This is a genomic window from Myxococcus sp. MISCRS1 (assembly GCF_026626605.1).
In the GTDB taxonomy this organism is placed as follows: Bacteria; Myxococcota; Myxococcia; order Myxococcales; family Myxococcaceae; genus Myxococcus; species Myxococcus fulvus.
The window spans coordinates 6,084,007-6,109,478 of the sequence record NZ_JAPNKB010000001.1; the positions used below are offsets into that span (position 1 = coordinate 6,084,007).

Here is a 25,472-nt window from a genome sequence, read left to right on the forward strand (position 1 = left end):
CTCGTGACCGCGAGGAGCGTGGGTAGAAACGCGGATGCACCGTCATGGCGTGAGTACAGCGAGTCGCTCCTCGTGACCGCGAGGAGCGTGGGTTGAAACTCGCCACGCACCAGGTAGTGCCATTGCAAGCCGGTCGCTCCTCGTGACCGCGAGGAGCGTGGGTTGAAACAGCTCTCCCTGGGCCAGCGGAAGCGAGTCTTGGTCGCTCCTCGTGACCGCGAGGAGCGTGGGTTGAAACGCGGCAGCGAGGAACGGATCCCCGCGGTGGTGGTCGCTCCTCGTGACCGCGAGGAGCGTGGGTTGAAACCGCATCGTCCGCAACAACCTGGTGCTGTACCCGGTGGTCGCTCCTCGTGACCGCGAGGAGCGTGGGTTGAAACAACCAGGGAGCCAACGACACGGGCTGGAAGGCCGGTCGCTCCTCGTGACCGCGAGGAGCGTGGGTTGAAACGTCGACGTCTCCACCGGCCGCGACGGGAAGGCCGGTCGCTCCTCGTGACCGCGAGGAGCGTGGGTTGAAACAGTTTGAGGCCACCGAGAAGTCGAATGCCGACGTCGCTCCTCGTGACCGCAAGGAGCGTGGGTTGAAACCATGCTTTGGGCGCGGGCGCCTCGGTGCCGGCAGGTCGCTCCTCGTGACCGCGAGGAGCGTGGGTTGAAACTTGGGCAGCGCCTCGCCAGCGAGAAGGCGAAGCGTCGCTCCTCGTGACCGCGAGGAGCGTGGGTTGAAACCTCGACTCGCACTATGGCCACATGCCGGTGAAGGGTCGCTCCTCGTGACCGCGAGGAGCGTGGGTTGAAACAGCAGCGCATTCGCCAGCACGTTGGTGATTCGCTGTCGCTCCTCGTGACCGCGAGGAGCGTGGGTTGAAACGAGGCGGCCCGGCTCGCGGACGGCACGCGGTTCAAATACGTCGCTCCTCGTGACCGCGAGGAGCGTGGGTTGAAACAATCTTTCCGCTGATGGGTCGCGAGAATCCAAGAGTCGCTCCTCGTGACCGCGAGGAGCGTGGGTTGAAACGCGATGCCCGGGGTGATGGGTAGGCCAGCCTTGTCGCTCCTCGTGACCGCGAGGAGCGTGGGTTGAAACTGGAATTCCGCTCCAGTGTGGACATTGAGGCCATGTCGCTCCTCGTGACCGCGAGGAGCGTGGGTTGAAACTATTCCTGTTCGAACAGCGTTCGGCCGAGCGGGTCGCTCCTCGTGACCGCGAGGAGCGTGGGTTGAAACACTTGCGCTCCCGCGCCGCCAGCATGGCATCGGCAATGTCGCTCCTCGTGACCGCGAGGAGCGTGGGTTGAAACTCAAGCACGCCGAGGTTGAGGCCAACCCCTCGGGTCGCTCCTCGTGACCGCGAGGAGCGTGGGTTGAAACACATCGAAGCAGGGGCCCATGGAGGGGCGCTCGTCGCTCCTCGTGACCGCGAGGAGCGTGGGTTGAAACTCGGCGTAGACGGTCCGGATGACCTCGGGGAAGAGTCGCTCCTCGTGACCGCGAGGAGCGTGGGTTGAAACAGCACGGGCGCCATGGCGGCGCGGATGCGACTCCGTCGCTCCTCGTGACCGCGAGGAGCGTGGGTTGAAACGAGAGCGGCACACGGCTGGGAAACCACGTCCGGGTCGCTCCTCGTGACCGCGAGGAGCGTGGGTTGAAACTGCTCGCGCGCAGCATCTGCCTCTTCGCGCACCGTCGCTCCTCGTGACCGCGAGGAGCGTGGGTTGAAACTCGGCGTGGTATCAGGACCTCGTGCGTCGCTGCCTCGGTCGCTCCTCGTGACCGCGAGGAGCGTGGGTTGAAACTGGCGCAGCCAGGTGCTGGACATGCCGGCGCTGGTCGCTCCTCGTGACCGCGAGGAGCGTGGGTTGAAACAGGAAGTACATGGTGTTGGTGCCGGCGAAGCCGGTCGCTCCTCGTGACCGCGAGGAGCGTGGGTTGAAACATATGTAAATGTGAGTCGGAGTGGCAGTGCCTGTCGCTCCTCGTGACCGCGAGGAGCGTGGGTTGAAACGCGGCGTACTCCAGCTCGGCGAAGGCGTTGACGCTCAGTCGCTCCTCGTGACCGCGAGGAGCGTGGGTTGAAACTGGACCTGCAGGGCCAGGCGGACCTGGTCCGCGATGTCGCTCCTCGTGACCGCGAGGAGCGTGGGTTGAAACGGGCCCATGGTGGCCATCGACGGTGTGGCGATCGTCGCTCCTCGTGACCGCGAGGAGCGTGGGTTGAAACCTGAACCGGACGTGGGCAGTCTCGCGACGTCGTCGCTCCTCGTGACCGCGAGGAGCGTGGGTTGAAACATCCGCTCGTCGCCGCGCACCTTCGACTCGGCAGTCGCTCCTCGTGACCGCGAGGAGCGTGGGTTGAAACTGCTGGTAGAGCAGGGCGTAGATGTCCTCGTAGTGTCGCTCCTCGTGACCGCGAGGAGCGTGGGTTGAAACTTCTCGGTGAGCCGCTGAATCGCCTCGTACTCGGGTCGCTCCTCGTGACCGCGAGGAGCGTGGGTTGAAACGAGTACGTCACCAGTGCGTGGGTGCAGCCGACGGGGTCGCTCCTCGTGACCGCGAGGAGCGTGGGTTGAAACAGGCGTACATCGACGAGCGCCGGCCGGTGACGGGTCGCTCCTCGTGACCGCGAGGAGCGTGGGTTGAAACGCGGGCCAGCGGCCGAGGCCCGCCGTTGCTTCGTCGCTCCTCGTGACCGCGAGGAGCGTGGGTTGAAACATGCTCTCGTGAAGGCGTTGCACGGCCTCCGCGGTCGCTCCTCGTGACCGCGAGGAGCGTGGGTTGAAACGGGTGCTCGCCTAGCGCTGGCTCCCATCGCGCCGTCGCTCCTCGTGACCGCGAGGAGCGTGGGTTGAAACCCCTGCCGCTGAGCGCCCGGAGGTGCCGGCGGGTGTCGCTCCTCGTGACCGCGAGGAGCGTGGGTTGAAACGCGACGTGGCATGCGTCGCTGTCTGCTGCGCACCGTCGCTCCTCGTGACCGCGAGGAGCGTGGGTTGAAACGTGTAGCCAACGCGGGCGGACTTGATGACGCTGGTGTCGCTCCTCGTGACCGCGAGGAGCGTGGGTTGAAACTTGCGTCGTGCCGCCAGTCCGTGTCGCGGACCCAGTCGCTCCTCGTGACCGCGAGGAGCGTGGGTTGAAACGTCTTGCACACCTGGATCACATCCTCGAGGTGGTGTCGCTCCTCGTGACCGCGAGGAGCGTGGGTTGAAACGCAGGCGGCGCTGTCCGCGAAGCAACTGGGCGCCGGTCGCTCCTCGTGACCGCGAGGAGCGTGGGTTGAAACTGGGTGAAGCAGAGGTGGGGCAATGAGCCGCTCCGTCGCTCCTCGTGACCGCGAGGAGCGTGGGTTGAAACCAGGCGCTTCAGCCCGTGCGCGGCTCCGCGGGGTCGCTCCTCGTGACCGCGAGGAGCGTGGGTTGAAACCACCTTCCTCCCCCAGATGGTCTCCGGGTTGGTCAGTCGCTCCTCGTGACCGCGAGGAGCGTGGGTTGAAACGAGGACACGCTCGTCAACGAGGCCAAGAAGGACAGTCGCTCCTCGTGACCGCGAGGAGCGTGAGTTGAAACTGGTCGGCGCGTGCAGTGAGAGAGGACCGCGTCCGTCGCTTCTCGTGACCGCGAGGAGCGTGGGTTGAAACCTCGGTGTCTGCGCGGGCGAGCGCTACATCGACAGTCGCTTCTCGTGACCGCGAGGAGCGTGGGTTGAAACTTCTTCGGCGGCCGCCCGCTCGGGGCGCGGCCGTCGCTCCTCGTCACCGCGAGGAGCGTGGGTTGAAACGGGTTGGGCTGCTCGCGAGCCCACGCCACCCACGTCGCCCCTCGTGACCGCGAGGAGCGTGGGTTGAAACGCGCCCAGTGGCGTGGTGCAGACGGGCGCGGACAAGTCGCTCCTCGTGACCGCGAGGAGCGTGGGTTGAAACACATGCAAATTCCGGAGATAGCGGGGGCGGCGTGTCGCTCCTCGTGACCGCGAGGAGCGTGGGTTGAAACATCGCCCTGGGCGTGGCCACCCGCGATGCGGCGCAGTCGCTCCTCGTGACCGCGAGGAGCGTGGGTTGAAACTACGTGGGGAACAAGCCCCAGTTCGCCGCGACGGTGTCGCTCCTTGTGACCGCGAGGAACGTGGGTTGAAACGCCAGCACGGCGCGGCGCACCCAGGCGCGGTACGTCGCTCCTCGTGACCGCGAAGAGCATGGGTTGAAACAGTTAGCCGAGAGGTCGACAGCTTTCGTGATGACGGTCGCTCCTCGTGACCGCGAGGAGCGCGGGTTGAAACTTCTCTCCGGTGGCGGGGTCGACGCTCACCACGATGTCGCTCCTCGTAATCGCGAGGAACGTGGGTTGAAACCAGCATGCTGGTTCAGTTGCATTGCGAGAGGTCGCTCCTCCTCGTTTTCAGGAGCGTGGGTTGAAACGACTGTGTCGGACCACTCATGCAAACGCGGCTCGTTTGCTAGGGGGATGGGGCGAGGTCATGGAAGCCTCCACATGGGAGGGGCGTGCAGTACCCAGTCCCCCAGCCGGTTCGACGACAGACCGGGATGGTAGGTCCTGTTGCCTATGCCCTCCCTTCGACCCCTCTGTCTCTGGCTGCTTACCCTTTTCTGGCTGGGATGCGCCACCAACGAGAAGCCTCCAGTGCAAATGGCATGGGAGGCGGCGGAGCTGGAGTGCGAGGATCCCCGAGAAGACCAGTGCGTCTTTCTCGCGTGCCTCGGAGATGCCTGCGGCTTCTACCGCTGCGAAGACAGTCCCGGAACGTTCGAACTGGCCAGGTTCCCGCCTGCTCGGCCACCCGCGGCTGCCGCCTCACCCGGCAGTCCGAGGAGAAACTGGGGAGCAGCGCAGAAACTCCCTCCAGGGGCCGTCATGACGTTCCCGAACTGGAACGGAGCCCCTGAGCGGGTCGTGCCACCGTCACGTCAGCTCCCCACCGGGCGCTGGGAAAAGCACCACATCTTTCCTCAAGAGCGGGAGCTGCGAGAGTGGTTCGAGGCACAGGGAGTCAAGATCCACAACTATGTCCTCCCTCTTCCCTACGAAGTCCACCAGCGCATCCACAGGGTCGGAGGTCGCGGCGGCGAGTGGAACGAAGCCTGGCGGCAGTTCAAGAGGCAGAACGCTGAAGCGAAGCCCGAGGAGATTTTCAGGCACGCCGGCGAACTCATCCATCGGTTCCAGCTCATCGGCGGTCCAATTCAGCCTTACTATTCAAGGCCGGGAACGTGAGGGCGGATGGTTCGATTCTTCTGGGTGGACGAGGACAACGCGGCCGTGCGCCGGCATGGCGGTGAGGTTCATGGCGGGCGCAAGTGGAAGCTCCCTGGGTTGCTGCGGTGCCCGACGTGTGATGCCACGTGGAGTGGCTCCGGACATTTCTTCCCTGGCGTGGACCTGTCCTCGCTGCCAGAGCGTCGTGAACTCGAGAGGGCGAGGCCCGAGCCTCTTCCCGAGCTCGACCGCTTGCGTGCGCTGGTTCGCCCTTTCACCCCCTCAGGTGCCGCACTGCCTCCCGGTACAGGCTTCGGACCGCTGGAGGGCACGGGGTTCGGAAAGCTCCCGGCGTTTGCCTGGGTCGTCGAGGTGCTGCTCGTCCACCAGCAAGCACTGGAGATGCTCCAGGCGGAAGGTCTCAGAAGTCTTCAGGGCTTCCCTGCCGAGCTGAGGTTCAGACAGAAGAATCCACCAACTCTGGTCGAGCTGCATGCTCCGCCCCTGGGGCGATTGCACACGGATTGCTTTCCTCCGAGTCATCCGCCTCCCTGCCCGACCTGTGGTCGGCTGGGACTCCGACGGCCTGATGAACCCCTCCTGGAGGTGGCTTCTCTTCCCACGGACATCGACCTGTTCCGCGTGGGCAACTTCGCCACGATGGTGATCGGCACCTCGCGCTTCAAGGAGGCAGTCGAACAACTCGGGCTCGATGGCCTCACCTTCCGCGAACTCCCTGTGCGTTGAGGCTCGTTCGGGCGACTGCGTGGGACTGTGCGAGGATGTCAGCTGACTTTCCGACTCCATGTCGTGAGCTTCGACGCTCGATTGTTCCCAGTGAGGGTGGTGGATGTCCGGTGAGAACTTCTACGACCTGGGGATTGCGGATCTACCTCAGTGGGTCCTGGAGCTACCTGTGCCGGCTGCTGGTGGGGAACTGGACGACCCCTGGATGTTCGGAGACGGAAGACATCTTCCCAACCCAGGACCGCTGAGGAGCAGCCCGCTCCGTGATGGACCGCAGCGGTCCTTCTCCGTGGCGAACGCAGGGCGAACTCCTATCGCGGATGAACAGGTCGCGAGGGTCTTTCTCACGCTGGCCCCAGACGACGTCCAGGCCTTCCTCATCGAGGTCGAGGGCGCGAAGACGGCGCTCTACATCATCAATGCAACCCGGTGCTTCAATTGCGTCGATGAGGAGAACTCCTTGGAAGTGCAGCGCTACCCTCCAGAGGGTGTCGCGCCCGAAAGGGTGGGGACGTACCGCGCTATTCACGGGCTGCGCATCGACCCGTCCAAGACAGCGGGAGCCCGTGTCTTTCGGATACAGGGGTACTCCTCCGCGCTCATCGTCTCCGAGGAGATCAAGAACGCACTGGAGGAAGTCGGGAATCTTGGCGTGACATTCGAGCGTGTCACAGGACCGCGCTGAAGCTGGATGAAGGGAGGTCACATGGGGCGGTTCTTCTGCATCGGTGAAGACACGGAGGTCATCGAGGGGTACGGCGGGAACTTTGATGCCGAGCATCGGTGGTTCCTGCCTGGAGTGCAGGACTGTCCCGGCTGTCGCGCGAGCTGGAGTGACCTCGGCTGCTCCTACCCCAGTGTCGACCTGTCCTCTCTCTCGGAACACCGCTCGTTCGAGGAGAACAGGTCTGAACCCTTCACGGAGTTCGCGCGACTGCGTGAGCTCGTCCGCCCGCTGTTCCCTCCTGGTTCCCCACTGCCTCCAGGCACGGAGCTCGGTCCCCTCACCGGCAAGGCGCTCGGGAAGTTCCCTTCGTTCTCCTGGTTCATCGCTTCGCTCGTCGTGAACCTCGGGGACCTGGAATCACTCCAGGAACAGGGACTGACGGGACTCGTCGGTCATCCCACCGCCCTGACAGCCCGCAAGAAGCCCGTGACGGACCTGGTGGAACTCGAGCTCCTCTCTCGCGGCTCCCTGCATCCCGCTTGCTTCCCTCGGAACACACCCGCGCCTTGCTCGACCTGCGGTCGGCTCGCGCTCCGTCGTCCCGACAAGCCCATCCTCGACGCGGCCTCACTGCCCACCGACCTGAACCTGTTCCGCCTCACGAACTTCTCCGCGCTGCTCATCGTCACCGAGCGCTTCAAGGACGCCGTCGAAGCGCTGGGACTCGATGGCCTCACCTTCCTGGAAGTGACCTCACGCTGAACCGCCCCAGGGCCGCAGGAACGCCTCCGTCTGCTCGAGGATGAAGGGCAGGGACGCGGTCAGCTCGTGCCCGTCGTCCACCTCCACCAGCTTCACGTTGCGACGGCCCTGGGCCCACTGGCGCGAGTTGGCGATGTCACACGTGTCGTCCGCTCGCCCGTGGATGAGCAGCGTGGGCACCCTCACGTCGGGCCAGTTCCCCAGGCGCTCGTCCAACGCCAGCGCGTCCTCGACGAAGCCCCAGTGGACTTTCGACGTGCGCTTCTCCACGAAGTCCTCCGTCGGAATCCAGCCCGACGTCCGCCAGTGCTCCCAGAGCGCCTCGCCCATCCTCTTTCGCAGCTGCGTCACGATGTGGAACGCCGGCGCCATCAACACCAGGCCACACACCCGCGCGTCCTCCGCCGCGACTCTCGCCGCCGTCAGCCCTCCCAGGCTCGAACCCAACAACACCACCCGGTCCTGCTTCCCACCCAGCGCCGCTCGCACCGTGTCCGTGATGGCGCTCAGCTTCAGCTCCTCGAACGAGGGCACCCGCAGGTTCAACCGCTCGATGTGGAGACCCCTGGGCTCGAAGTGGCGGCTCAACGCCAACCCCTTCGTCGAGTCCGGCCCCGAGGCGAAGCCATGCAGATACATGAAGCGAGGAGCCAGGGGCACGGGCGCTGGAGGAAGGTCGCTCATGTCCTCCACTGTAACGTCGCCCCGGGCCCCCGGCTCAGGTGATTACCCGGTCACTTCACCTCGCGCGCGAGCCGCGAGTCCCACGGGCACCAATGGCCACCCGGCAGGAACGCGCCTCCCGCTTCGTCCAGGTGGTCCTCCACGTACGTCATGTTCGCGTCGCAGACCTCGATGGCCACCTCGAAGAACTGGATGGTCGATGGGTCCAGGTGGAACGAGAACCTCGGGTTGTAAGGCTGGGGCCGCTTCATGATGCGCCCATGCACGTGGATTCGGTTCTTCTCCTCGCCGGAGAGAATCCTCCGGGCGTGGGCAATCGTGTTCTCGTCCGTCAGCTCGATGACGAACTCGACACCGGGGGAGCTCGGCTGCGTGAAGGCGAAGCGGGCGGCGTTGGCCATGGGGCGACTCCTGTGAGGGTGAGGAGCGCCGATGTAGAGGCCCTTCAACTCCCTCACCACGCGCCCGCAGGGCAGGTGTGGAGAACCGGTGCATTCCTCGCGCTCCCCCGCAGCCTTTTCGACAGCGGGCCACTCACCCTCGCGGCTTGCGTCGCCTCGCGAGACGAGCCGCGTGCTCCGGATTCAACATCTTCACGTACGCCAGCATCCCGTCGATGCGCGCGCGCTGCTTCGCGTCCCCGCCGTCCTCCTGGTGGATCATCGCCCGCAGCTTGCGCCGCTCCTCGCGAGACAGCCCGAGCCCCGCGTTCACCGTCACGCCCGTGACGCGCTGTCGTCCACCCCGACGCTGCACCCGCGTCTTCGCGGCGTTCACCTCGAAGCCCTCGTCCCTCACGTACCTCGCGGCGAGCGCTCGCACCTTCTCCATCGCCCCCACGTCATCCCCGGAGAACGTCAGGTCATCCGCGTAGCGCGTATAGGTATACCCATACCGCCGCGCCAGCCCCGCGAGCCGCCGGTCCAAGCGCATCACCACCGCGTTGCACAGCCCGGGGCTCGTCGGCGCGCCCTGCACGCACGAGCGCGGCCCCACCGGCACGTGGAACACCGTCCCCTCCACCTCCACCGGCTGACGCTCCGCCTCCGTCATCAACACCGCCAGCGTCGCCGCCACCGGATAGCCATACCCCAACGCGAGCAGCAGCCCGCGCACCCGCCCCACCGTGACCGACGGGAAGAAGTCCTTCACGTCCAGCTTCAACACCACCCGGCGCCCCACGTGCGGCGCCGCCCCCGTCTTGATGGAGCGCCCCGACACGAAGCCGTGCGCGTGCTCGCTCCGCGGCAGCTTCGCCACCAGCAACGTCAGGAGCCGACGCTGCACCGCCTTGAGCTTGCGCTTGGGCGCATGCAGCAGCCGCGTGCCCCCCGAGCGCTTCGGCACCGAGAACGTCACGTAGTGCGCCACCCGCTCCCGGACCCGGTGCGTCGCGTAGTGCCGGAGCTGGCCCACGGTGAGCTCCAGCGCCGCCGCCACGTCCTCCTCCGTCCGCCACACCGGCAGCCCGTAGCGCGTCAGCTGTGCCTCGTCCGTCAGCAGGTCGCGCACGTCGCGGTTGCGCGTGCGGAACGTCGTGGAGAAGAAGCGCCGCGCCTCACCCCGGGTCATCAGGGGCTTGCGGCCCGGGGTGTAGACGCGCCTGCCCTTGGGCAGGAGCCGCGCGTCGCGGATGATTTCGCGCCGGTGTCCGGGCTTCAGCGGGCCCGAGGTGGCCACCGTCTCCCGCACCACGTCCGCCGCGCGTCCGCTCGCGTCGCGCGTGGAGGCGTCGAGCCGCGAGACATCCCGCGTCACCGGCTTCGGGGTGAAGAGCCCCTTGAACCAACCCAGCGTCGAGTCGAACCAGCTCATGGTGCTCCGGGAGGGGCCAGGGGACGACCTGCGAGGCGCTGGACCCGGGGCTCCCTGCGTTCCGTACGCAGGGACCCTGGAGAAGAAGTGGGGACAAAACACCGCCGCGGCGAAACACCGCGGCACCGACGGCTCATCTGTGAGCCCCAGCCCCTCCCGTGAGCGTCACCGGTTATCGTCATCGCCGCCGTCCTCGTCAAGCGTCTCGCCCTCGCCGTCCTGTTCGCTCCGGGCCTCGGGCCTCTCCGCCTGTCGGAGCGCCTCCAGCGCGGCCTCCGAGGGCGCCGCCGAGCTCGCTCGCTCCTGGCGCCGTGCCTTCGCCAGCCGCAGCAGCGCGAGCAGGTGCGCGCACGGCCCGTGGTTCATCAGGTTCTCGCGGAAGAACTCGCACCTGCACGTGCCGAACAGCAGCCGGTCCTCGTCGTTCAGCACCAGCTCCACGGCGGTCTGCGGACCCACGCTCCCGTGCACCACCCAGTCGCGATGCACGACCTCGCGCAGCACGTGGCCCTCGGGCGTCGGCAGCTTGCGCACCTTGCGCGTCTCGCGCACGTCCTCGCTCGTCACGACCACCTGGCCCACCGCCGTCAGCCGCTCCGCCTCCTCGCGCCTCGGGTCCGGCGGATACATCCGTCCCAGGTCCACCGGCGTCGCGAACAGCTCACGGTGACGCCAGCGCCGCGCCTCGACGTCGAACATCACCCGTCCCGCCGCGCACTGCGCCGCCAGCGCTGTCGCCACTCGCGCCTTGTCCGCGCCCAGGGCCTGAACGACCTCCTCCGTGGACGCGTGGAAGCGCTCGCGCAGGAGCCCGAGCACGCGTGCCGCCAGCGCCTCGTCCCGCTCGGGCTCCAGGAGCAGGTCCATCCCCGCCGTGCCCGTCCACCGGTTCGCCGTCCACCCGGACAGCCCCAGCACGAAGCGCACGCGCGGCCCCAGGTGCACGCTGTAGAAGTGCGGCAGCGCGCGGCCCTTCAGATAGACCTCCACCGAGTCCGCGTACGGCAGCAGCGGCTCGAGCAATCGCAGCCGACGCCGACCCCACGTGCGCACCGTGCGCGGCTCCGTGTGGCCATGCACCGCGCCTCGCAGCGGCACCACCTGCTCCCAGGGCTCCAGCACCAGCCTCGCGTCCTGGTCCGGCGTGAACTCGTACCGCAGCGCTCTCGGTGACACCCGCGCCTTGGTGAACGTGAGGAAGCGCACCGCGGCGAGCAGGTCCACCGGACGCACCGTCAGCTTCGTGCCCGGCATCGCCATGCCGCCCTGGAGCTGGAGGAAGCCTCGCACCCAGTCGTCCGGCACCTCCACCTTCTGCTCGAAGCGTCCGCCCGCGCGCTCCGTGCGCACCTCGAAGCCCTCGGCGCCCACGCGCAGGTGCGTGTCCCGGCTGGTGCGCAGCTCCCCCAGCGCGGACCACAGCCACGCGGTGAAGTCCACGTTCGTCGTGCCGCAGGCCACCTCGCCCTCGGGCTCGAAGCACTCGCGGTCCACGATGACCATCCCGTACGCGCTCTGGTCCTGGCTGAACGCCTCGAAGAAGACCCGGTCCGGGTGCACGGTGATGATGGGGTCCAGCACTCCCCACCACGTCGAGGTCCACTCGTCCGAGTGCCAGATGAGCTGCCCCAGCGCCTGCAGCGCCAGTCGCAAGGGCAGCACGTCCTTCGCCACCTTCGCGTGGAAGCGCACCGGCCGGTGCTGGTCCACTGACAGGCCCAACAGTGAGCGCTCGCGCGTGGACTCGAAGACGGAGGGCGTCGCATACGACAGGCCAAAGGTCGTCATGGCGAGGTCTCCTTCGTGGGCGCTGAGAAGACGCGGGGTGTCTCGGCGGGGCCGCGCAGCTCGGGCCAGCGCCGGAGCACCTTCGCCAGCAGCTCCACCAGCTCCTCCTTGGGATAGCGCTGGTCGGGCAGCGCGAAGGCGTCGCGCATCCGGGCGAGCAGCCTTCGCGCCGTGTCCACGTCATGCAGCGCCGCGTTGGTCAGCGCGCCGAAGGCCATCAGCCGCGTGCGACGGTGCAGGGGCCGCAGGAGCGCGGCCTGGAGCACGTCCGTGTTGCTCGCGGCGAGCTCACGCGCGCGCGGGGCGTCGCGACCGAGCAGCCGGAACGCGAGCGCCTGCACGTGAATCTGCGGCGACTCCAGCAGGTCCCTCACCGCCCGCGGGTCCGCGAGGTAGAGGTCATCCGAGCGCATGAGCAACAGCCGCGCGAGCCGGTTCTGCGACAGGAGCGTCTTGTCCGCCCAGATGGCGTACGCCGGTATCGCCCCGAGCACGTTGGCGGCGCGGCGCGCGAAGACGCCGTCCTCCTTCGGCAGTTCCTCGTAGTGCGTGGCGAGCGCGTCCAGGACCCGAATCCACTCGCGCTGCCGCTTGTTGCCCGCGTGCGTGGGCTGGGCCTGCGTCGCCGCGCGGCTGGCGAGGAAGTCCAGCAGCTCCTCGTCCCGGCGCTCCAGCGCGCGCCCCACCAGCTCCGGGTACGACGAGTGCCAGCCGGAGGACACGTGCATGCGGAACGGGCCGCGGAGCAGCTCCGGGAAGCGCGCGTACAGCATCACCGCCGTGGAGTCCGTCAGCGGCAGCACGCGGGTGACGCCGAGGCCGGGCCGGTTCCACTCGCCGCCGGTGCCCGCGACCTGGAGCAGCCGCCCGCGCGTCACCGCCGGGTCCGCCTTCGCGTCGTGCACCAGCTTGAGCACTTCCTGGTCGAAGGTCTCCGCCGTCGCCGACGTGCGCAGCGCCGCGCCCCACACGTCCTCCCAGCCGCGCACCCGGCACAGCTCCAGCAGGTCCGGCAGGCCCTTGGCGTTCTTGGCTCTGGCGCGAAGGCCGGCCCAACGCGGGAAGACCGTGGACAGGTGCGCGAGCAGGTAGGGCACCACGTCGCGCCCGCGCTTCTCCGCCAGCTCCACGAAGACCTCCGCCGCTCCCGTCGGCGCGACGTCCGGGTGGTGCTCCTCCAGCGCGCGCACCAGCGCCTGGGAGTCCTTCACCGACTGCGTGAGCGCGAACACGTCCGCGCGCCACGCGTCCTCGGTGACGAGCCGGCGATAGAGGGCCCAGGCGAGCTCGGTGTCGCCGCGCGCGAGCAGCCGCTCCCGCAGCGTGGTCCACATCGCGTGCTGCTTCTCCTGGGGAACCCCGGGACCCCACGCGAAGGGCAGGCGTTGACGGATGAAGGGCCTCGCCAGCTCCGCGTCCACGTCATCCAGCGCGAGCGCCGTCGCCTCGTCGAGGCGCCCCGTCTCCACGTCCAGCTTGGTCAGCACCAGCTGCCGAGCCGCCCGCGTCCTGGCGTCACGGAAGCGCTGGGTGAGGTCCTCGCGCCAGCGGGCCTCGGCCTTCTTCAGGCCCAGGCCCTGCTGCCGCCACTCGTACAGCCGACGGAAGACCTCCACGTCGTCGTGGCGGTCCGCGTCCGCGAGCCACGTCTCCAGCGCGGCGGCGTTCTCGCCCTGCCAGGGGTCCACCCACTTCCCGGTCGCGGTGAGGTTGCCCACCCTCAGCCACGACAGGATGAGCGGACGGAACAGCACGCGGTCCCGCACGTGCAGCGACGGGCCCCACAGCCAGGAGAACTCCCGGAACCAGGGCCGCTGCGCGAGCGCCTCCAGCTGTGCGCGCAGCTCCGCGTTGGACTGTCTGCGCGCGAAGGTGCTCCGGATGGCGGCGTCCATCTCCCGCGCCTCGCGTCGTCTGCGCTGCTCCCAGCTCTCGCTCACACGTGGAGGTCTACACCGTCCGGCCGAGGGTGCGCACGATGGAAGGTGAGGCTCAGAAGCGGACCACCGGACCGACAATCACGGACTGGAGGAGCTTGGCGCACTCGTTCACCGACTCGCGCGTGAGCTTCACGTCGCAGAACTGGAACGCGGTGGCGGCGGAGATGCCCCAGCGCGAGCTGAACCAGCCATCCACGCCCACGCGGAAGGCCATGCTCGTGGTGTCCACGTTCTTGCGCAGGAAGGTGCCGAACTCGTCCGGCGCGAAGGTGCTGCCCCAGCTCTTCGACAGCCTGGCGCCCACCCACGGGTTGATGGGCTTGTCCCGGAAGAAGCGCAGCCGCGCCTCGATTCCCACCGCCTTGTAATCCAGTTGCGTCCGCTCCAGGCGGTCCTGCCGGGCCGCGTCCCGCAGCTCGTTGCCCCACGTCTCGGAGACCTCCGCGAGCAGGCCGATGGACAGCCCTGGCGGCGACTCCACGCCCAGGTAGCCGTGCAGCGCGGGGCCCTTCGCGCGCAGGTCGCTCAGGTGGTCCAGGGTGATGCCCGCTCCCAGCGACGCGTAGCCATGCCAGCCATCCGCCACCGCTTGCGTGCCCACACCGAGCACGCCCACCAGCGCCACCCACTTCGACATCTTTTTCATGGAACGCAGTCTATGTCCGACCTGACGCCGGGGCATGAAGTGGTGTGTCGTGTCATGAAGGCCGGTGGCGTCCCGTCACGAAGGCGCCCCCGGTCGGCCTCGTGGCCATTCCTCTCGCGCTGGAATCCCGGCACCGCGAGGCAGGTGTGTGTCGACTGGAGGGTGTCCGGGGACTCTTCGCGCCGGCCAAGTCCGGCGGTTAGGCTTTCGTGCATGTCCGTCACCTTCGAAGCCGCGGCCAGCGCCGTCCGCGATGCCCTCTCCGACGCGGGTCGGGGGCTGGTCGAGCGCGAGGCCATGGTGGAGCTCATCGCGCTGTCCGCGGTCGCCGGTGAGCACCTGCTCGTCATCGGGCCTCCCGGCACCGCCAAGAGCGAGGCCGTCCGCCGCACCGCTCGCGCGCTGGGCGGCTCCTACTTCGAGTACCTGCTGGGCCGCTTCACCGAGCCGTCGGAGCTGTTCGGTCCGGTGGACCTGCGCAAGCTGCGCGAGGGCCTGGTGGAGACGCAGACCACGGGCATGTTGCCGGAGGCGGACGTCGCGTTCCTCGACGAGGTCTTCCTCGGCTCCACGGCCATCCTGAACACGCTGTTGGGGTTGCTCAACGAGCGGACGTTCCGGCGGGGGCACACGCGGATGAAGTGCCCGCTGCGCGTCTGCGTGGGCGCGGCGAACGCGCTGCCGGAGGACGAGTCGCTCGCGGCGTTCGCGGACCGGTTCCTGGCGCGCATCTTCGTCGAGCCGGTGCCGGACCCGCGACTGGAGGACCTGCTCACCGGCGGCGCGATGCCGTGGGACGCGGAGGGCGGGCGGTGGGTGTCGTTGGAGACGCTCGATGTGCTCTCGCGAGCGGCGCGCGAGGCGGACCTCGCGGGCGTCCGGCCGCAGTTGGCGCATGCGCTGCGCTCGCTGCGCGCGGCGGGGCTGGGGTTGTCGGACCGGCGCGCGGTGAAGGCGCAGCGGCTGGTGGCGGCCGCGGGGGTGCTCGCGGGGCGCTTGGTGCCCACGGCCTCGGACTTGTGGCCGCTGGTGTACGTGGTGCCGACGAAGGAAGGGCAGGCGCTCGCGCGCGACGTGCTGCGGGAGGTGCTGGCCTCGTCGGAGAACCCGGCGCTCGCGGCGGCGGCGCTGGAGGCGAGTGCCGGTCCCCGGGCTCGCGCGCAGCGGCTCGCGCAGGCGGGACAGGCGCTGCTCGCCGAGCGGCCCGCGTCGGACTCGGCGGAGGCGCTCGCGGTCTGGCGACTGAAGCTGGAGGGCGTGGCGCGGGAGATGGACGCGAGCTTCGCTCCGGAGTCGCTGAGCGATGACCTGAAGGTGCTGCGCGCGGGGCTCACCGAGGCGCTCGCCGTGAATGGGGCGGCGACTTCCGAGACGGTGGCCCGGGTGCAAGGGGTCTGAGGCGCACCGAGGGGTCTTCTGGCCCCGGTGCTCGGACCCTGGCGAGGACAGGCTGTGGGGAGGCGTGTGTGTCGAAGCATGGACAGGCGCGGCGTGACGCGGGTGCTCGCCGGGAGCGGACGATGAGCGGGTGTGCGGCGGAGCACGGACAGGCGCCGTGGGGCGCACGATGCCGCGCTGATGCGGCAGGCTTTCGGCTCGGAGTGCCCGGTGCGAGGCGTGTGGTGCAACACCGGCAGGCGCGGTGGGAGACAGGGCACTTCGTGGGCGCGGCGGTCTGCTCGTCGGATGGCGCGCGGTGGTGCACGGACATGCGTGGTGAGTCGTGGGGCGCTTCGTGGGTGCGGCAGGCTTGCGCTTGGCGTTGCTCGTCGGACGGCGCGCGGTGGAACACGGACATGAGTGGTGAGTCGTGGGGCGCTTCGCGGGTGCGGCAGGCTCAAGCTCGGCCTTGCTCGTCGGGCGGCGCGCGGTGGAACACGGACATGAGTGGTGAGTCGTGGGGCGCTTCGCGGGTGCGGCAGGCTCAAGCTCGGCCTTGCTCGTCGGACGGCGCGCAGGGTGGAGCACGGGCATGAGCAGTGAGACTCAGGGTGCCCTGCCGGTGCGGTGGGGCCCGCGCGCGCAGCCGTTGGAGCCGCTGGCCGTGGTGGGCGTGGGGGACGTGGCCCGTGCGCTTGCCCGGCGCGTGCTCCTGGAGGATGACGCTCGGCTGTCCACGTGGAGTGGTGTCGCGGGACGGGGTGTGCTCGTGCTGCTGGGCGCCTCCGAGTCCCTGCCGTGGGTGGATGGCGTCACGTACCTGGGGCGAGACGTCTCCGCGCCGTCGCTGTTGCTGCCGTGCGCGCTGGCTCCCGAGGTGCTGGTGTCCGTGCTGGAGCGGGCGCTGCTCTCGCGCGTGGAGGTCGGTGGCACGCCGTGGGCCGTGCTGCCCTCGGGGCCCTGGTTGCTGTCCGTCGCGTCGGCCCGGCCGGTGCACCGCGCCACGCTCGCCGCGTGGCTCGCGGACGAGGAGGGCGGGGCTTCATGAGCGCGCTGCCTCCCTCCCTGAGTCCCTGGGCCGAGTCCCTGTCGCTGTTCCCCGAGCCCCTGTCACTCCACGTGGGTGCCTATGTGGCGCGACTGGCGGCGGCCGTGGGTGGGATGCGCTCGCGCTCCAACATGGAGGGCGGTGAGCCCGAGGGTTATGACGGGCTGTCCCGGCGCGGCTCGTTCGACCGACTGCTCGTCAGTGAGTGGCTCTGGGCGCTGGAGGCTCCCGAGGAGCTGGTGCGTCGCGCCGCCTTCGGAGAGCTGTCGTACCTGAAGCCCTCGTTCCGACAGCCGCAGGGCGCGCGTCGCACGGTGGTGCTGCTGGACGCGGGGCCGGACCAGCTCGGCAACCCGCGCATCGCGCACCTGGCGCTGCTCATCGTCATGGCCCGCCGCGCCGAGGCAGCGGGGGCGGCGTTCACGTGGGGCGTGCTCCAGGCGCCTCCTCCGAAGCAGCGCCCGTACTCCGAGGTGACGTCGTCGCTGGTGTTGTCCTGGCTCGGCGCGAGGGACCTCGCGCCGCCCTCGGAGGAGCAGCTCGCCGCGTGGCGTGAGGCGCTCGCGCTGGAGGCCACTCCGGAAGATGCGTGGCTCGTGGGCGATGCCCGGCTGGCGCGGCTTCCGAGCGCACGCGGGTTGTCTCGCGTGGAGGTGGGCGAGGTGATGGAGCCTGGCGAGCGCAAGCTCCAGGTGGACGTGCGCCCCGCGTCGCGTGAGGTGCGCTCGGTGGTGTTGGACTTGCCGCCCGCGGACGACTGCGTCCGGCTCCTGAGAGACCCGTTCCAGGCGCGCGTCGCGAAGCCCGTGGTGCGCCTGTCCGAGGACCGGCCCACGTCGTTCCACTTCTCCGCGGAGGGCCGCCGGCTGGTGACGTTCCACGCGGATGGCAGTGTGTCCGCGATGGCCATCCCCGCCTCGCCGACGGCCACCCTCCCCAAGCCCCGGCGCATCAAGGTGAAGCCGAACCAGACGGTGCTGGCCGCGGGCTGGCGTCCGAATGGCGGGCTGCTCACGTTGATGGAGCGCGAGGACCGCTACGTGCTCCACGGCACGCTCTCCCAGCCGCGCATCCACCGGGGCGTGGGGTCGGCCGAAATCATCGGCGGCTGGTCGTCCGGCTATGCGCCCACGTTCCCCTCCGCGACCCCGGGACCGGGGCGCCTGTTCTCCTGGAGGGACCGGGGCCGTCACGAGATGGTGCTGCTGCTGACGCGCACCGGCGGGCTCTTCCTCGTGTATCGCGTCGAGGCCGAGCAGCGCATCGAGATGGTGGCGCTCGACTACCCGGTGACGGCGATGGTGGAGGTGGGCAACAAGCTCGTCTACATCCGTGGCGGCGCGAAGGTGCCCGTCAGCTCGCGGCTGGAGCGACTGAGGCGTGAGCCCTGGCAGACGGGGGACGCCGGCAAGCCGGTGTTCGTGCTCGCGCCGCAGGAGGATGCGCCCGCGCCTCCGCCCCGGACGTCGCTGCACGTCATGGGCACCTGGGACGCCGAGGACGTGGTGCTGAACGTGAAGCAGGGCGAGGCCTGTTTCGGTTGGGCGAGTGATGTCCCGGTGGTCCAGGGCATGGGGCTGCTCGCGGCGCGACACGCATCGAATGTGTGGCGCATGTTCCTCGCGGACCACCAGGTGGACATCACCGTGCCGGAAGGGGCGCGGGTCGTGGGCGTGGGCGGCTGTCACGTCGCGGAGCACCAGGTGGGACTGTTCGTCCTGGCCGCGGACCAGCGCACGCTCCTGTGGCTGACGGAGAAGCGCGAGACCGTGTTGAGGAAGGCGTCGGATGTGGTGACACACGCCGAGGTCAGCCACTCCGCGCCGCTGCTCGCGTGGCTGACGCGAAGTGGAGAGCTGGTGGTGATGGACCTGACGATGGGGCGGGTGCTCTACCGCGCGACGACGGGAGGGATGTGATGCGTCCTTCTCCCTCGCCACGTCAGCACCTGCATCGGGGCACGGTGAGCGCCGTGGCGTTCTGGTTCGACCCGGTGCTGCTCTCGGAGGACGAGGCGCGTCGGCGGGTGATGTCGCTGTGGGCGCCGGGGGCCTCCGTGCTGTGGGTCGCCAACGGGTACCTGCTGCGGCTGCCTGTCGCGCGTCGCTGTGACGCGGGGACGAGTCCGGGCCTCGCGCTCACGCTGGAGCGAGGGGTGCTCGTCTCGGCGCCGCTGTCGTCCGCGGAGTGGGAGCGGGTGGAGGCGCGGCCGGGTTCGCTCGTGCTCGTGCGAGGAGGCCGGGCCTGTGTGCATCCGGTGACGGGCGCGCTGCCGGTGGATGTGGCCTCGTGGCTGGACGTGTCGGCGTGGACGGCGGTGCCCACGCGGGGACTGGGTGCGCCACCGGCCCCCGTGGTGTCCGTGGTGGAGCCGAAGGCGCCGCTCACCCGGGCCTTCTTCGGCTCCGCGGTCCCCGAGCTGTCGACGGAGGCGAAGGAGGTGCTGGCGCGCATGCAGGGGCGCGTGGCGGAGGCGCCCGCCACGGTGAAGCCCGTGGGGTGGAGGGAGCGACTGCGCGCGGCGTTCGGACGAGGCGAGGACTCCAAGTCCGGTGAAGGCATGCGTCCCGGCGTGCTGTCTCGACTGAGCGCCGCGTTCGGACGAGGAGCTGCTTCCGAGGGTTCCCGGCCTGGGGTGTTGTCGCGTCTGCGCGCGGCCTTCGGGCGAGGCGAGGGCGCTCGTCCAGGTTCGAGGTCGAGCTCGTCCGCCGTCAGGCGTGAAGGCCCGGCGGGGTGGTGGAGTCGGCTTCGCGCCGCGTTCGGCGGAGGTGCTGACGGCGCGCAGGCACGTGAGCCGGCGGCGCTGACCCGGGCCTCTGGTGGGAACACGGGAAGCTGGCTCGGTCGGTTCGCGGCATGGCTCGGGAGCGGTGGCACCACGAGCGACGGCGCGCTCACCTCGGGAAAGCCGTCCTGGTTGGGTCGATGGTTGTCGTCCCTGTTCTCCACCGTGGAGGACGCGCAACCTTCGGGCACTCGCGCCCAGGCTCCGGGGCCGCGTCCCGCTCCTCCGAGCCCGGGTGTGTTCTCGCGCCTGTCCCAATGGCTCATCCACCAGTCTCCGCTGAGCCAACTGCTCCTGCGTCGCAAGGCGGAGTACCTGCGCCGCCTCTTCGAGATGTTCGAGGACGGGGACCTGCGAGAAGCCCTGCGCCACGCCGTGCCGCTGGGCGGAGGCGCCCCCGATGCGAACACCCGCGAGGCGCTCGGACTGCCGGGGCCTCGCGAGAAGCTCACGCTGCAGTTGGGGCCCCGGGGGCCCGCCACCACCTTCGCGGGCGGCGAGGACCTCTACGAGGCGCTGCGCCAACGCTACCGCGCGGCCTTCCAACGCTTCGAGCGCGAGGGCCGCATCGATGAGGCCGTGTTCGTGCTCTCCGAGCTGCTCGGCGCGCACCTGGAGGCCGTCGCCTTCCTGGAGAAGCACGGCCGCTTCCAGCTCGCCGCGGAGCTCGCCGAGGGCCGCGCCCTGGGCCCCGGGCTCGTCGTGCGCCAGTGGTTCCTCGCGAAGGACCCCCAACGCGCGGTGGCCATCGCCCGGCGCAGTGGCTGTTTCGCGGACGCGGTGCTCCGGCTGGAGCGCACGCACCCCGAGGAGGCCCGCGCGCTCAGGCTCCTCTGGGCCCAGGACCACGCCGACGCGGGCAACTGGTCGCAGGCCGTGCAGGTCATCTGGCCCGTGGTGGAGAAGCGCGAGCTCGCGCGCGGGTGGCTGGAGCGCGGCGTCGAAGTGGGGGGCCCCACCGGTTCGCGGCTGCTGGCCCGCTGGGCCTGCGCGTTCCCGGATGGCCTGTCCTCCACGCGCGCTCGCGTGTCGGCCCTGCTGGATGACGAGACGCCCCAGGGCGGCCTGGAGCGGCTCGCCTTCGCCGAGGCCCTGTCACAGGAGTCCGTCTCCGCCATGCGCGCGACGCTGCTCCAGCCCACGGTGCGCGCCCTGCTGAAGGACCGCGCCGCGGGCCGCGCGCACGTCACCGTCGACCTCCTCGAGCGACTGCTCAAGGAGCTGCTCGACGGCGCCCTGCGCGCGGACCTGCCCACGCTGCCCGCGCAGCGCCTCCCGGCCTGGGGCTCGGACCCGAAGCAGCCTCCCGTCGTCGCGTCCGCCTCGCTCGCCGACGCGGGGACCCACTTCGTCCACGACGCCGTGGCCCTGGCTGGCGGCCGCGTGCTGCTCGCGCTGGGGGAGGCGGGCGCGGTGCTGCTCAACGCCGAGGGCCGCAGGCTCGCGCACCTGGATGTCCCCGCCTTCTCGCTGGTGGCCTCGCTGCACGCGGACCGCGTGCTGGCCCTGGCGCCCCGGGGCGAGCTGTACCGCGTGTCCCGCGTCGACGTGATGGCGCGCACGGCCACCCACTGGTGCGACCTCGCCATGGAGAGCTGGGCGCCCACCTACGACGGCGGGAGCTGGTTCGTCGTGTCCGGCCACACGGTGATGATGCTGGACGCCCGGTCCCCCGACGCGCGGGCCCTGTGGCGCGTGGCGGACGTGCCTGGCACCGTGCGCTCCCTGGCCGTGGATGACGCGTGGCTGAGCTTCACCACCAGCCACCTGGAGCGCTGGACGTACGAGCTGCGCAACGGCCCCACGCTGCGCGCGCGCGGACCGCTGGTGTCGGGACCGGCGGAGGAGGTGCTGGGGCTGCGCTCCTGCGCCCTCACCCCGGACGGCGAGGCCCGCGCGGCCGTGCTCATGGTCGACGAAGGGCCGCTGTTCCGCCGCGTCGACTGGCTGTGGCTGCCGCCCAACATCCCCCGACAAGCCACGCCGTGGGTCTCCGAGGCCGGGCTCGGTGAGCCCGTGCACCAGGTCCTCACCTCGACGTGGCGCGCGGAGGTGGTGCGCTGCGTGGAGGGCTGGGACGCGCGACTGCTCGACGCCCGGGGTGTCCTGCGCGCCCGGCTCACCCTCACCTTCGAGGGAGACACGCCGCCGCGCGTGCGGCTGGGAGGCTCGACGCTGCTCGTGTACGACGTGCACGGCCGCGTGCTGTGCCTGGACCTGGAGCACGGCGCCGTGCGCCACGTCGTCGCCGCGTGACGACGGGGACGCTCAGGAGCGGGTGAGCAGGTCCGGCGGCACATCGACGGAGGTGCCGCGCAGCACGCGGGCCTCGTCGTCCACGTCCAGCACCACGCGCACGCCCTCGATGGAGACGAGCAGCGCGGGAGGCGTGCCCGGCAGCGCCATCAGCCACGTGGACGCCATGGGCAGCTCGGAGCCCACCAGCTCCGCGGCGCGCAAGAGGTGCATGCGGACCGAGTGTCCCACCGGCGCGGGCAACAGGCGCAGCGGCAGGGACACGTCCTCGCGCAGCTCCAGCGAGTACGCGCCGGCCGGCTCGCGCGCGGGGAGCTCCGCCGCGAAGCGCAGGCGCGAGCGCACCGCGCCCATCATCGACTCGGGCACGGGTGGCTTGTGCAGGTAGCCCACCACGCCGCCCAGCGGCACCTCCTGGCCGTGCAGCGCCTCGGAGAACATCAGCACGTTCAGGTGCCGCAGCCGCGCATCCATGCGCAGCTGCCCGTACAGCTCCCATCCATCCATGCGGGGCAGCATCAGGTCCAACAGGATGAGGTCGGGGTGCCCGGCGCGCGGGTGGGTGCGCAGCCAGTCCAGGGCCTCCACCCCGTCCGAGGCGTGGGTCACGGCGACGCCCTCCGCGTGGGCGGCGTCGGCCAGCCGCTTCCGCCAGGAAGGGTCATCCTCGACGAGGAGGAGATGGCGTACGGAGTGAGACATGAGGGATGGGGGGGAGGAGACCCGTTCTCATTAGCGCGCGCCACCTTTTCGCGCTCGTGGCCGCCGAATCCCGTCGTTGGCTGGCGGACAGCCTGGCACTGACGCGCGGCGGCTCGCGGGAAATCCAGATTCGTGGAAGTTGGAAACGAACGAGTGCCTTGGACCCCAGGCACGTCTTGTTCCAGGGGGCCGAGGTGGTCAACCTGACATGGACCATGGCACTGCGACTCCAGCTCATGCCCGAGGCCTTGTGTACGCTCTGCGAGTGTTCCGCGCCGGTCCGGCAGCAGCTCCAGGGGGAGCTGGCCGCGCTGGCCGCGGGGCTGCCGCTGGAAGGTCCCCTGTCTCCGGGACAGGCGGGCCTGGTGGTCCTGGGTTCGGGCTTCCGGGTCCATTACCTGCTGGAGCAGGAGCACCGCCTGCTGCGGCTGACGGAGGTCACCGCGCCCACCTCCCCGTGGGGGTGAGAGACAGGGCGTGAAGTGTGGGCTGGATGGCGCAAGCCATCTCGGCGGTTGTCCGGGCTCCGTGAGTGACCTAGACCCGGGGCACCCCCTGTGCCCGGAACCCCACCCCGACACGCCCTTGCCCATCCCCCTGGCTGACTTCCTGCTGAAGAACCGCGACGCCATCATGTCGGCCTGGGAGGTGGAGGTGCGCTCCATCCCCGCCGCCCAGGCGCTGGCGGGCCCCGCGCTGCGCAACGGCCTGCCCCGGTTGCTGGAGACCATCGCGTTGATGATGCGCGAGCCCCGCCCGGAGCTGACGACGGGGCTGGGCGCCATCAGCGACCACCACGCGCTGGAGCGGCTGGGCGAGGGCTTCGACCTGCGTCAGGTGGTGGCGGAGTACCGGCTGTTGCGCTCGTGCGTGCTGCGCCTGTGGTCCTCGCGCGGGAGCGCCACGCCGCGGCCGGAGGAGGAGCGCATCTTCCACGAGGCCATGGACGAGGCGGTGGCCGCGTCCGTCAGCCGCTACACCCGCGCGCGCGAGCGCACGCTCCAGGCGCTGGACCGCATCAGCGCGGCGGCGCTGGGCAGCCCCGACGTGGCGGGCTTCCTGCCCCGGCTGCTCCAGGTGCTGCGCGAGACGGTGGTCGCGGTGGACGTGGCCGTGGTGCTGCTGCGCGAGGGCGACGACCTGCTGCGCGTGGAGAGCGCCGTGGGTGAGGGCGTGGACGTGGGGGGCCGCGTCCCGGTGGGCCAGGGCTTCGCCGGCACCATCGCCGCCACCCGCAAGCCCCTGCTGGTGCACGACGCGAGCCGTGACGTGCGCGCCCGCTCGGACGTGGTGCGCACCTCCGACGTGCGCGCGCTGTACGGCGTGCCGCTGGTGCTCGACGACGCGCTCATCGGCGTGGCGCTGATGGGCAGCCGCGCCACCAGCGAGCTGTCCGAGGAGGACTTGTTGTTGTTCCGCGCGATGGCGAACCGGGCCACCGCGCTGCTCGCGCAGGCGCAGGCGCACGCCCGCGAGCGCGAGGCCCACGAGGAGGCGGAGGTGTCGCTGGGGCGGCTTCGCGAGAGCGAGGCGGGCCTCAAGCGCTGGGAGGAGGTCTTCTTCCGCCTGGGCGTGGGCGTGGTGGTGGTGGCCGGCGAGCACGACGTGCTGCTGGACGTGAACCCCGCCTTCGCGCGCATGCACGGGGCCACGCCCGAGGAGCTGGTGGGCAAGCCGCTGGAGACGGTCATCGCCCCGGAGGCGCGCGGCATGCTCCCGCGTCACGCGGCGGCGGCGCGCTCCAAGCCCTCGCACGAGTACGAGTCCCTGCACCTGCGCAAGGACGGCAGCCGCTTCCCCGCCTTCACCCACGTGACGGCCTTCCGCGACGAGACGGGCAAGGTGTCCCAGCGCGTGGCCACGGTGATGGACATCACCCAGCGGCGCGCGGTGGAGACGGACCGGCAGCGGCTCTTGTCCACCATCGAGTCGGAGCGCGCGCGGCTGGCGGCGGTGCTCGAGCAGCTCCCCGCGGGCGTGGTCATCGCGGACGCGGCCAGCGGCCGGCTGGCGCTCGCCAACCGGCAGGTCTCCACGCTCACCGGCCGCCCGTTCCAGCCCATGTCCAGCGTGGACGCCTTCGCGGGGGACTACGGCGCCTGCCACCTGGACGGGCGCCCGTACGCGCCGGAGCAGTGGCCCCTGTCGCGCAGCCTGCGCACGGGCGAGGTGGTGCAGGGCGAGGAGGGGATGCTGCGGCACGAGGATGGCCGCTCGATGACGGTGCTCGTCTCCAGCGCGCCCATCCGCGACAGGGACGGGGACATCATCGCGGGCGTGGCCACGCTGACGGACGTCACCGAGCGCCGGCGCGCCCAGGAGGCCGCGCTGCAGGCGGCGCGCTTCGGCGAGCGGCTCATCGCCATCGTCAGCCACGACCTGCGCAACCCCCTCAACGCCATCCACCTGTCCACCACGCAGCTCTTGCACAGCGAGGCCCTGCCCGAGCGCGAGCGCCGGCTCGTCACGCGCATCGCCCGCTCCAGCGCGCGGATGACGCGGATGATTTCGGAGCTCCTGGACTTCACGCGCGGCCGGCTGGGTGGCGGCATCCCCGTGCATCGCACCGCGGGGGATTTGCGCGCCGTGGTGCGCCAGGGCGTGGAGGAGCTGGAGGCCGCGTGGCCGGAGCGCACCCTGCGCGTGGCGGGCGGCAGCGGGCGCTACGAGGGGCAGTGGGACGCGGACCGGCTGCTGCAGGTGGTGAGCAACCTGGGCGGCAACGCGCTCCAGTACAGCGCGGCGGATGTGCCCGTCACCCTCACGCTGACGGACCAGGGCGACACGGTGGTGCTGGAGGTGCACAACCCGGGCGAGCCCATCTCCCCGGACGCGCTGCCCCACCTGTTCGACCCGTTCCGCCGCGCGGGCCACAGCCATCAGGGAGGCGGCAACAGCGGGGGCCTGGGCCTGGGGCTCTACATCGTCGAGCAGGTGGTGAAGGGCCACGGGGGCCACATCGAGGTGACGTCCACGCAAGAGACCGGCACGGTGTTCCGGGTGACGCTGCCGCGCGCGCCGCCGGCCTGAGGCAGGGCGGGG

The 25,472-nt window shown here is 70.2% G+C and carries 17 protein-coding genes and 1 CRISPR repeat array (1 of these 18 running past the window's edge); of the genes, 10 read left to right on the plus strand and 7 right to left on the minus strand.

What is annotated here, in order from left to right:
• Positions 1-4,347: direct repeats of the CRISPR family, unit length 37 nt; unit sequence GTCGCTCCTCGTGACCGCGAGGAGCGTGGGTTGAAAC (it extends 1,425 nt beyond the left edge of the window).
• A gap of 212 nt (positions 4,348-4,559) precedes the next feature.
• The 4 genes from OWM54_RS24195 to OWM54_RS24210 all read left to right on the plus strand — a co-directional run bounded on the left by OWM54_RS24195 (position 4,560) and on the right by OWM54_RS24210 (position 7,386).
• Entirely contained in the window at positions 4,560-5,228 is a 669-nt protein-coding gene (locus OWM54_RS24195; protein ID WP_141323484.1) for a TIGR02269 family lipoprotein, read from the plus strand.
• A gap of 6 nt (positions 5,229-5,234) precedes the next feature.
• The gene (locus tag OWM54_RS24200; RefSeq protein ID WP_267699021.1) at positions 5,235-5,957 is read left to right on the plus strand and encodes a double-CXXCG motif protein; all 723 of its coding nucleotides are present in this window, start codon (positions 5,235-5,237) and stop codon (positions 5,955-5,957) included.
• Positions 5,958-6,060: 103 nt separating this feature from the next.
• Entirely contained in the window at positions 6,061-6,642 is a 582-nt protein-coding gene (locus tag OWM54_RS24205) for an imm11 family protein (protein ID WP_267699022.1), read from the plus strand.
• A gap of 21 nt (positions 6,643-6,663) precedes the next feature.
• Complete coding sequence (locus OWM54_RS24210; protein WP_267699023.1) at positions 6,664-7,386, plus strand: double-CXXCG motif protein; 723 nt, start codon at positions 6,664-6,666, stop codon at positions 7,384-7,386.
• On the opposite strand, the gene OWM54_RS24215 is transcribed toward OWM54_RS24210, so the two are convergent.
• From OWM54_RS24215 to OWM54_RS24240, 6 genes are all read right to left on the minus strand, one after another.
• Positions 7,378-8,070 (minus strand): YqiA/YcfP family alpha/beta fold hydrolase, encoded by a 693-nt coding sequence (locus tag OWM54_RS24215; protein ID WP_267699024.1) that lies wholly within the window; start codon positions 8,068-8,070, stop codon positions 7,378-7,380. The genes OWM54_RS24210 and OWM54_RS24215 overlap by 9 nt on opposite strands.
• Before the next feature lie 50 nt (positions 8,071-8,120).
• The gene (locus tag OWM54_RS24220; protein WP_267699026.1) at positions 8,121-8,471 is read right to left on the minus strand and encodes a calmodulin; all 351 of its coding nucleotides are present in this window, start codon (positions 8,469-8,471) and stop codon (positions 8,121-8,123) included.
• 133 nt (positions 8,472-8,604) lie between these two features.
• Positions 8,605-9,885: a reverse transcriptase family protein gene (locus OWM54_RS24225; RefSeq protein WP_267699028.1), complete on the minus strand. Its 1,281-nt coding sequence runs from the start codon at positions 9,883-9,885 to the stop codon at positions 8,605-8,607.
• Between the two features lie 165 nt (positions 9,886-10,050).
• Positions 10,051-11,673 carry an SWIM zinc finger family protein gene (locus OWM54_RS24230; protein WP_267699029.1) on the minus strand — a complete coding sequence of 541 codons (1,623 nt, stop codon included), beginning with the start codon at positions 11,671-11,673 and terminating at the stop codon, positions 10,051-10,053.
• The gene (locus tag OWM54_RS24235) at positions 11,670-13,613 is read right to left on the minus strand and encodes a gliding motility protein (protein WP_267699030.1); all 1,944 of its coding nucleotides are present in this window, start codon (positions 13,611-13,613) and stop codon (positions 11,670-11,672) included. Before OWM54_RS24235 ends, OWM54_RS24230 begins: the two co-directional genes overlap by 4 nt.
• 52 nt (positions 13,614-13,665) lie before the next feature.
• Positions 13,666-14,259 carry a hypothetical protein gene (locus tag OWM54_RS24240; RefSeq protein WP_141323493.1) on the minus strand — a complete coding sequence of 198 codons (594 nt, stop codon included), beginning with the start codon at positions 14,257-14,259 and terminating at the stop codon, positions 13,666-13,668.
• A gap of 213 nt (positions 14,260-14,472) precedes the next feature.
• Here OWM54_RS24240 and OWM54_RS24245 point away from each other — a divergent pair, with 213 nt between their 5' ends.
• From OWM54_RS24245 to OWM54_RS24260, 4 genes are all read left to right on the plus strand, one after another.
• Positions 14,473-15,657, plus strand: coding sequence for an AAA family ATPase (locus OWM54_RS24245; protein ID WP_141323494.1), 1,185 nt, complete (start codon positions 14,473-14,475; stop codon positions 15,655-15,657).
• A 574-nt stretch (positions 15,658-16,231) separates the two neighbouring features.
• Complete coding sequence (locus OWM54_RS24250) at positions 16,232-16,687, plus strand: hypothetical protein (protein ID WP_267699031.1); 456 nt, start codon at positions 16,232-16,234, stop codon at positions 16,685-16,687.
• A complete protein-coding gene (locus tag OWM54_RS24255) occupies positions 16,684-18,606 on the plus strand; it encodes a hypothetical protein (RefSeq protein ID WP_267699032.1) in 1,923 nt (640 codons plus the stop codon). The genes OWM54_RS24250 and OWM54_RS24255 overlap by 4 nt, the downstream gene beginning before the upstream one ends.
• Positions 18,606-21,728, plus strand: coding sequence for a bpX6 domain-containing protein (locus OWM54_RS24260; RefSeq protein WP_267699033.1), 3,123 nt, complete (start codon positions 18,606-18,608; stop codon positions 21,726-21,728). The genes OWM54_RS24255 and OWM54_RS24260 overlap by 1 nt, the downstream gene beginning before the upstream one ends.
• Positions 21,729-21,740: 12 nt before the next feature.
• On the opposite strand, the gene OWM54_RS24265 is transcribed toward OWM54_RS24260, so the two are convergent.
• Positions 21,741-22,430: a response regulator gene (locus tag OWM54_RS24265; RefSeq protein ID WP_267699034.1), complete on the minus strand. Its 690-nt coding sequence runs from the start codon at positions 22,428-22,430 to the stop codon at positions 21,741-21,743.
• 215 nt (positions 22,431-22,645) lie between these two features.
• Here OWM54_RS24265 and OWM54_RS24270 point away from each other — a divergent pair, with 215 nt between their 5' ends.
• Complete coding sequence (locus tag OWM54_RS24270; RefSeq protein WP_143097427.1) at positions 22,646-22,897, plus strand: hypothetical protein; 252 nt, start codon at positions 22,646-22,648, stop codon at positions 22,895-22,897.
• Between the two features lie 118 nt (positions 22,898-23,015).
• The gene (locus tag OWM54_RS24275) at positions 23,016-25,460 is read left to right on the plus strand and encodes a PAS domain S-box protein (protein WP_267699035.1); all 2,445 of its coding nucleotides are present in this window, start codon (positions 23,016-23,018) and stop codon (positions 25,458-25,460) included.
• Positions 25,461-25,472: the final 12 nt, after the last annotated feature.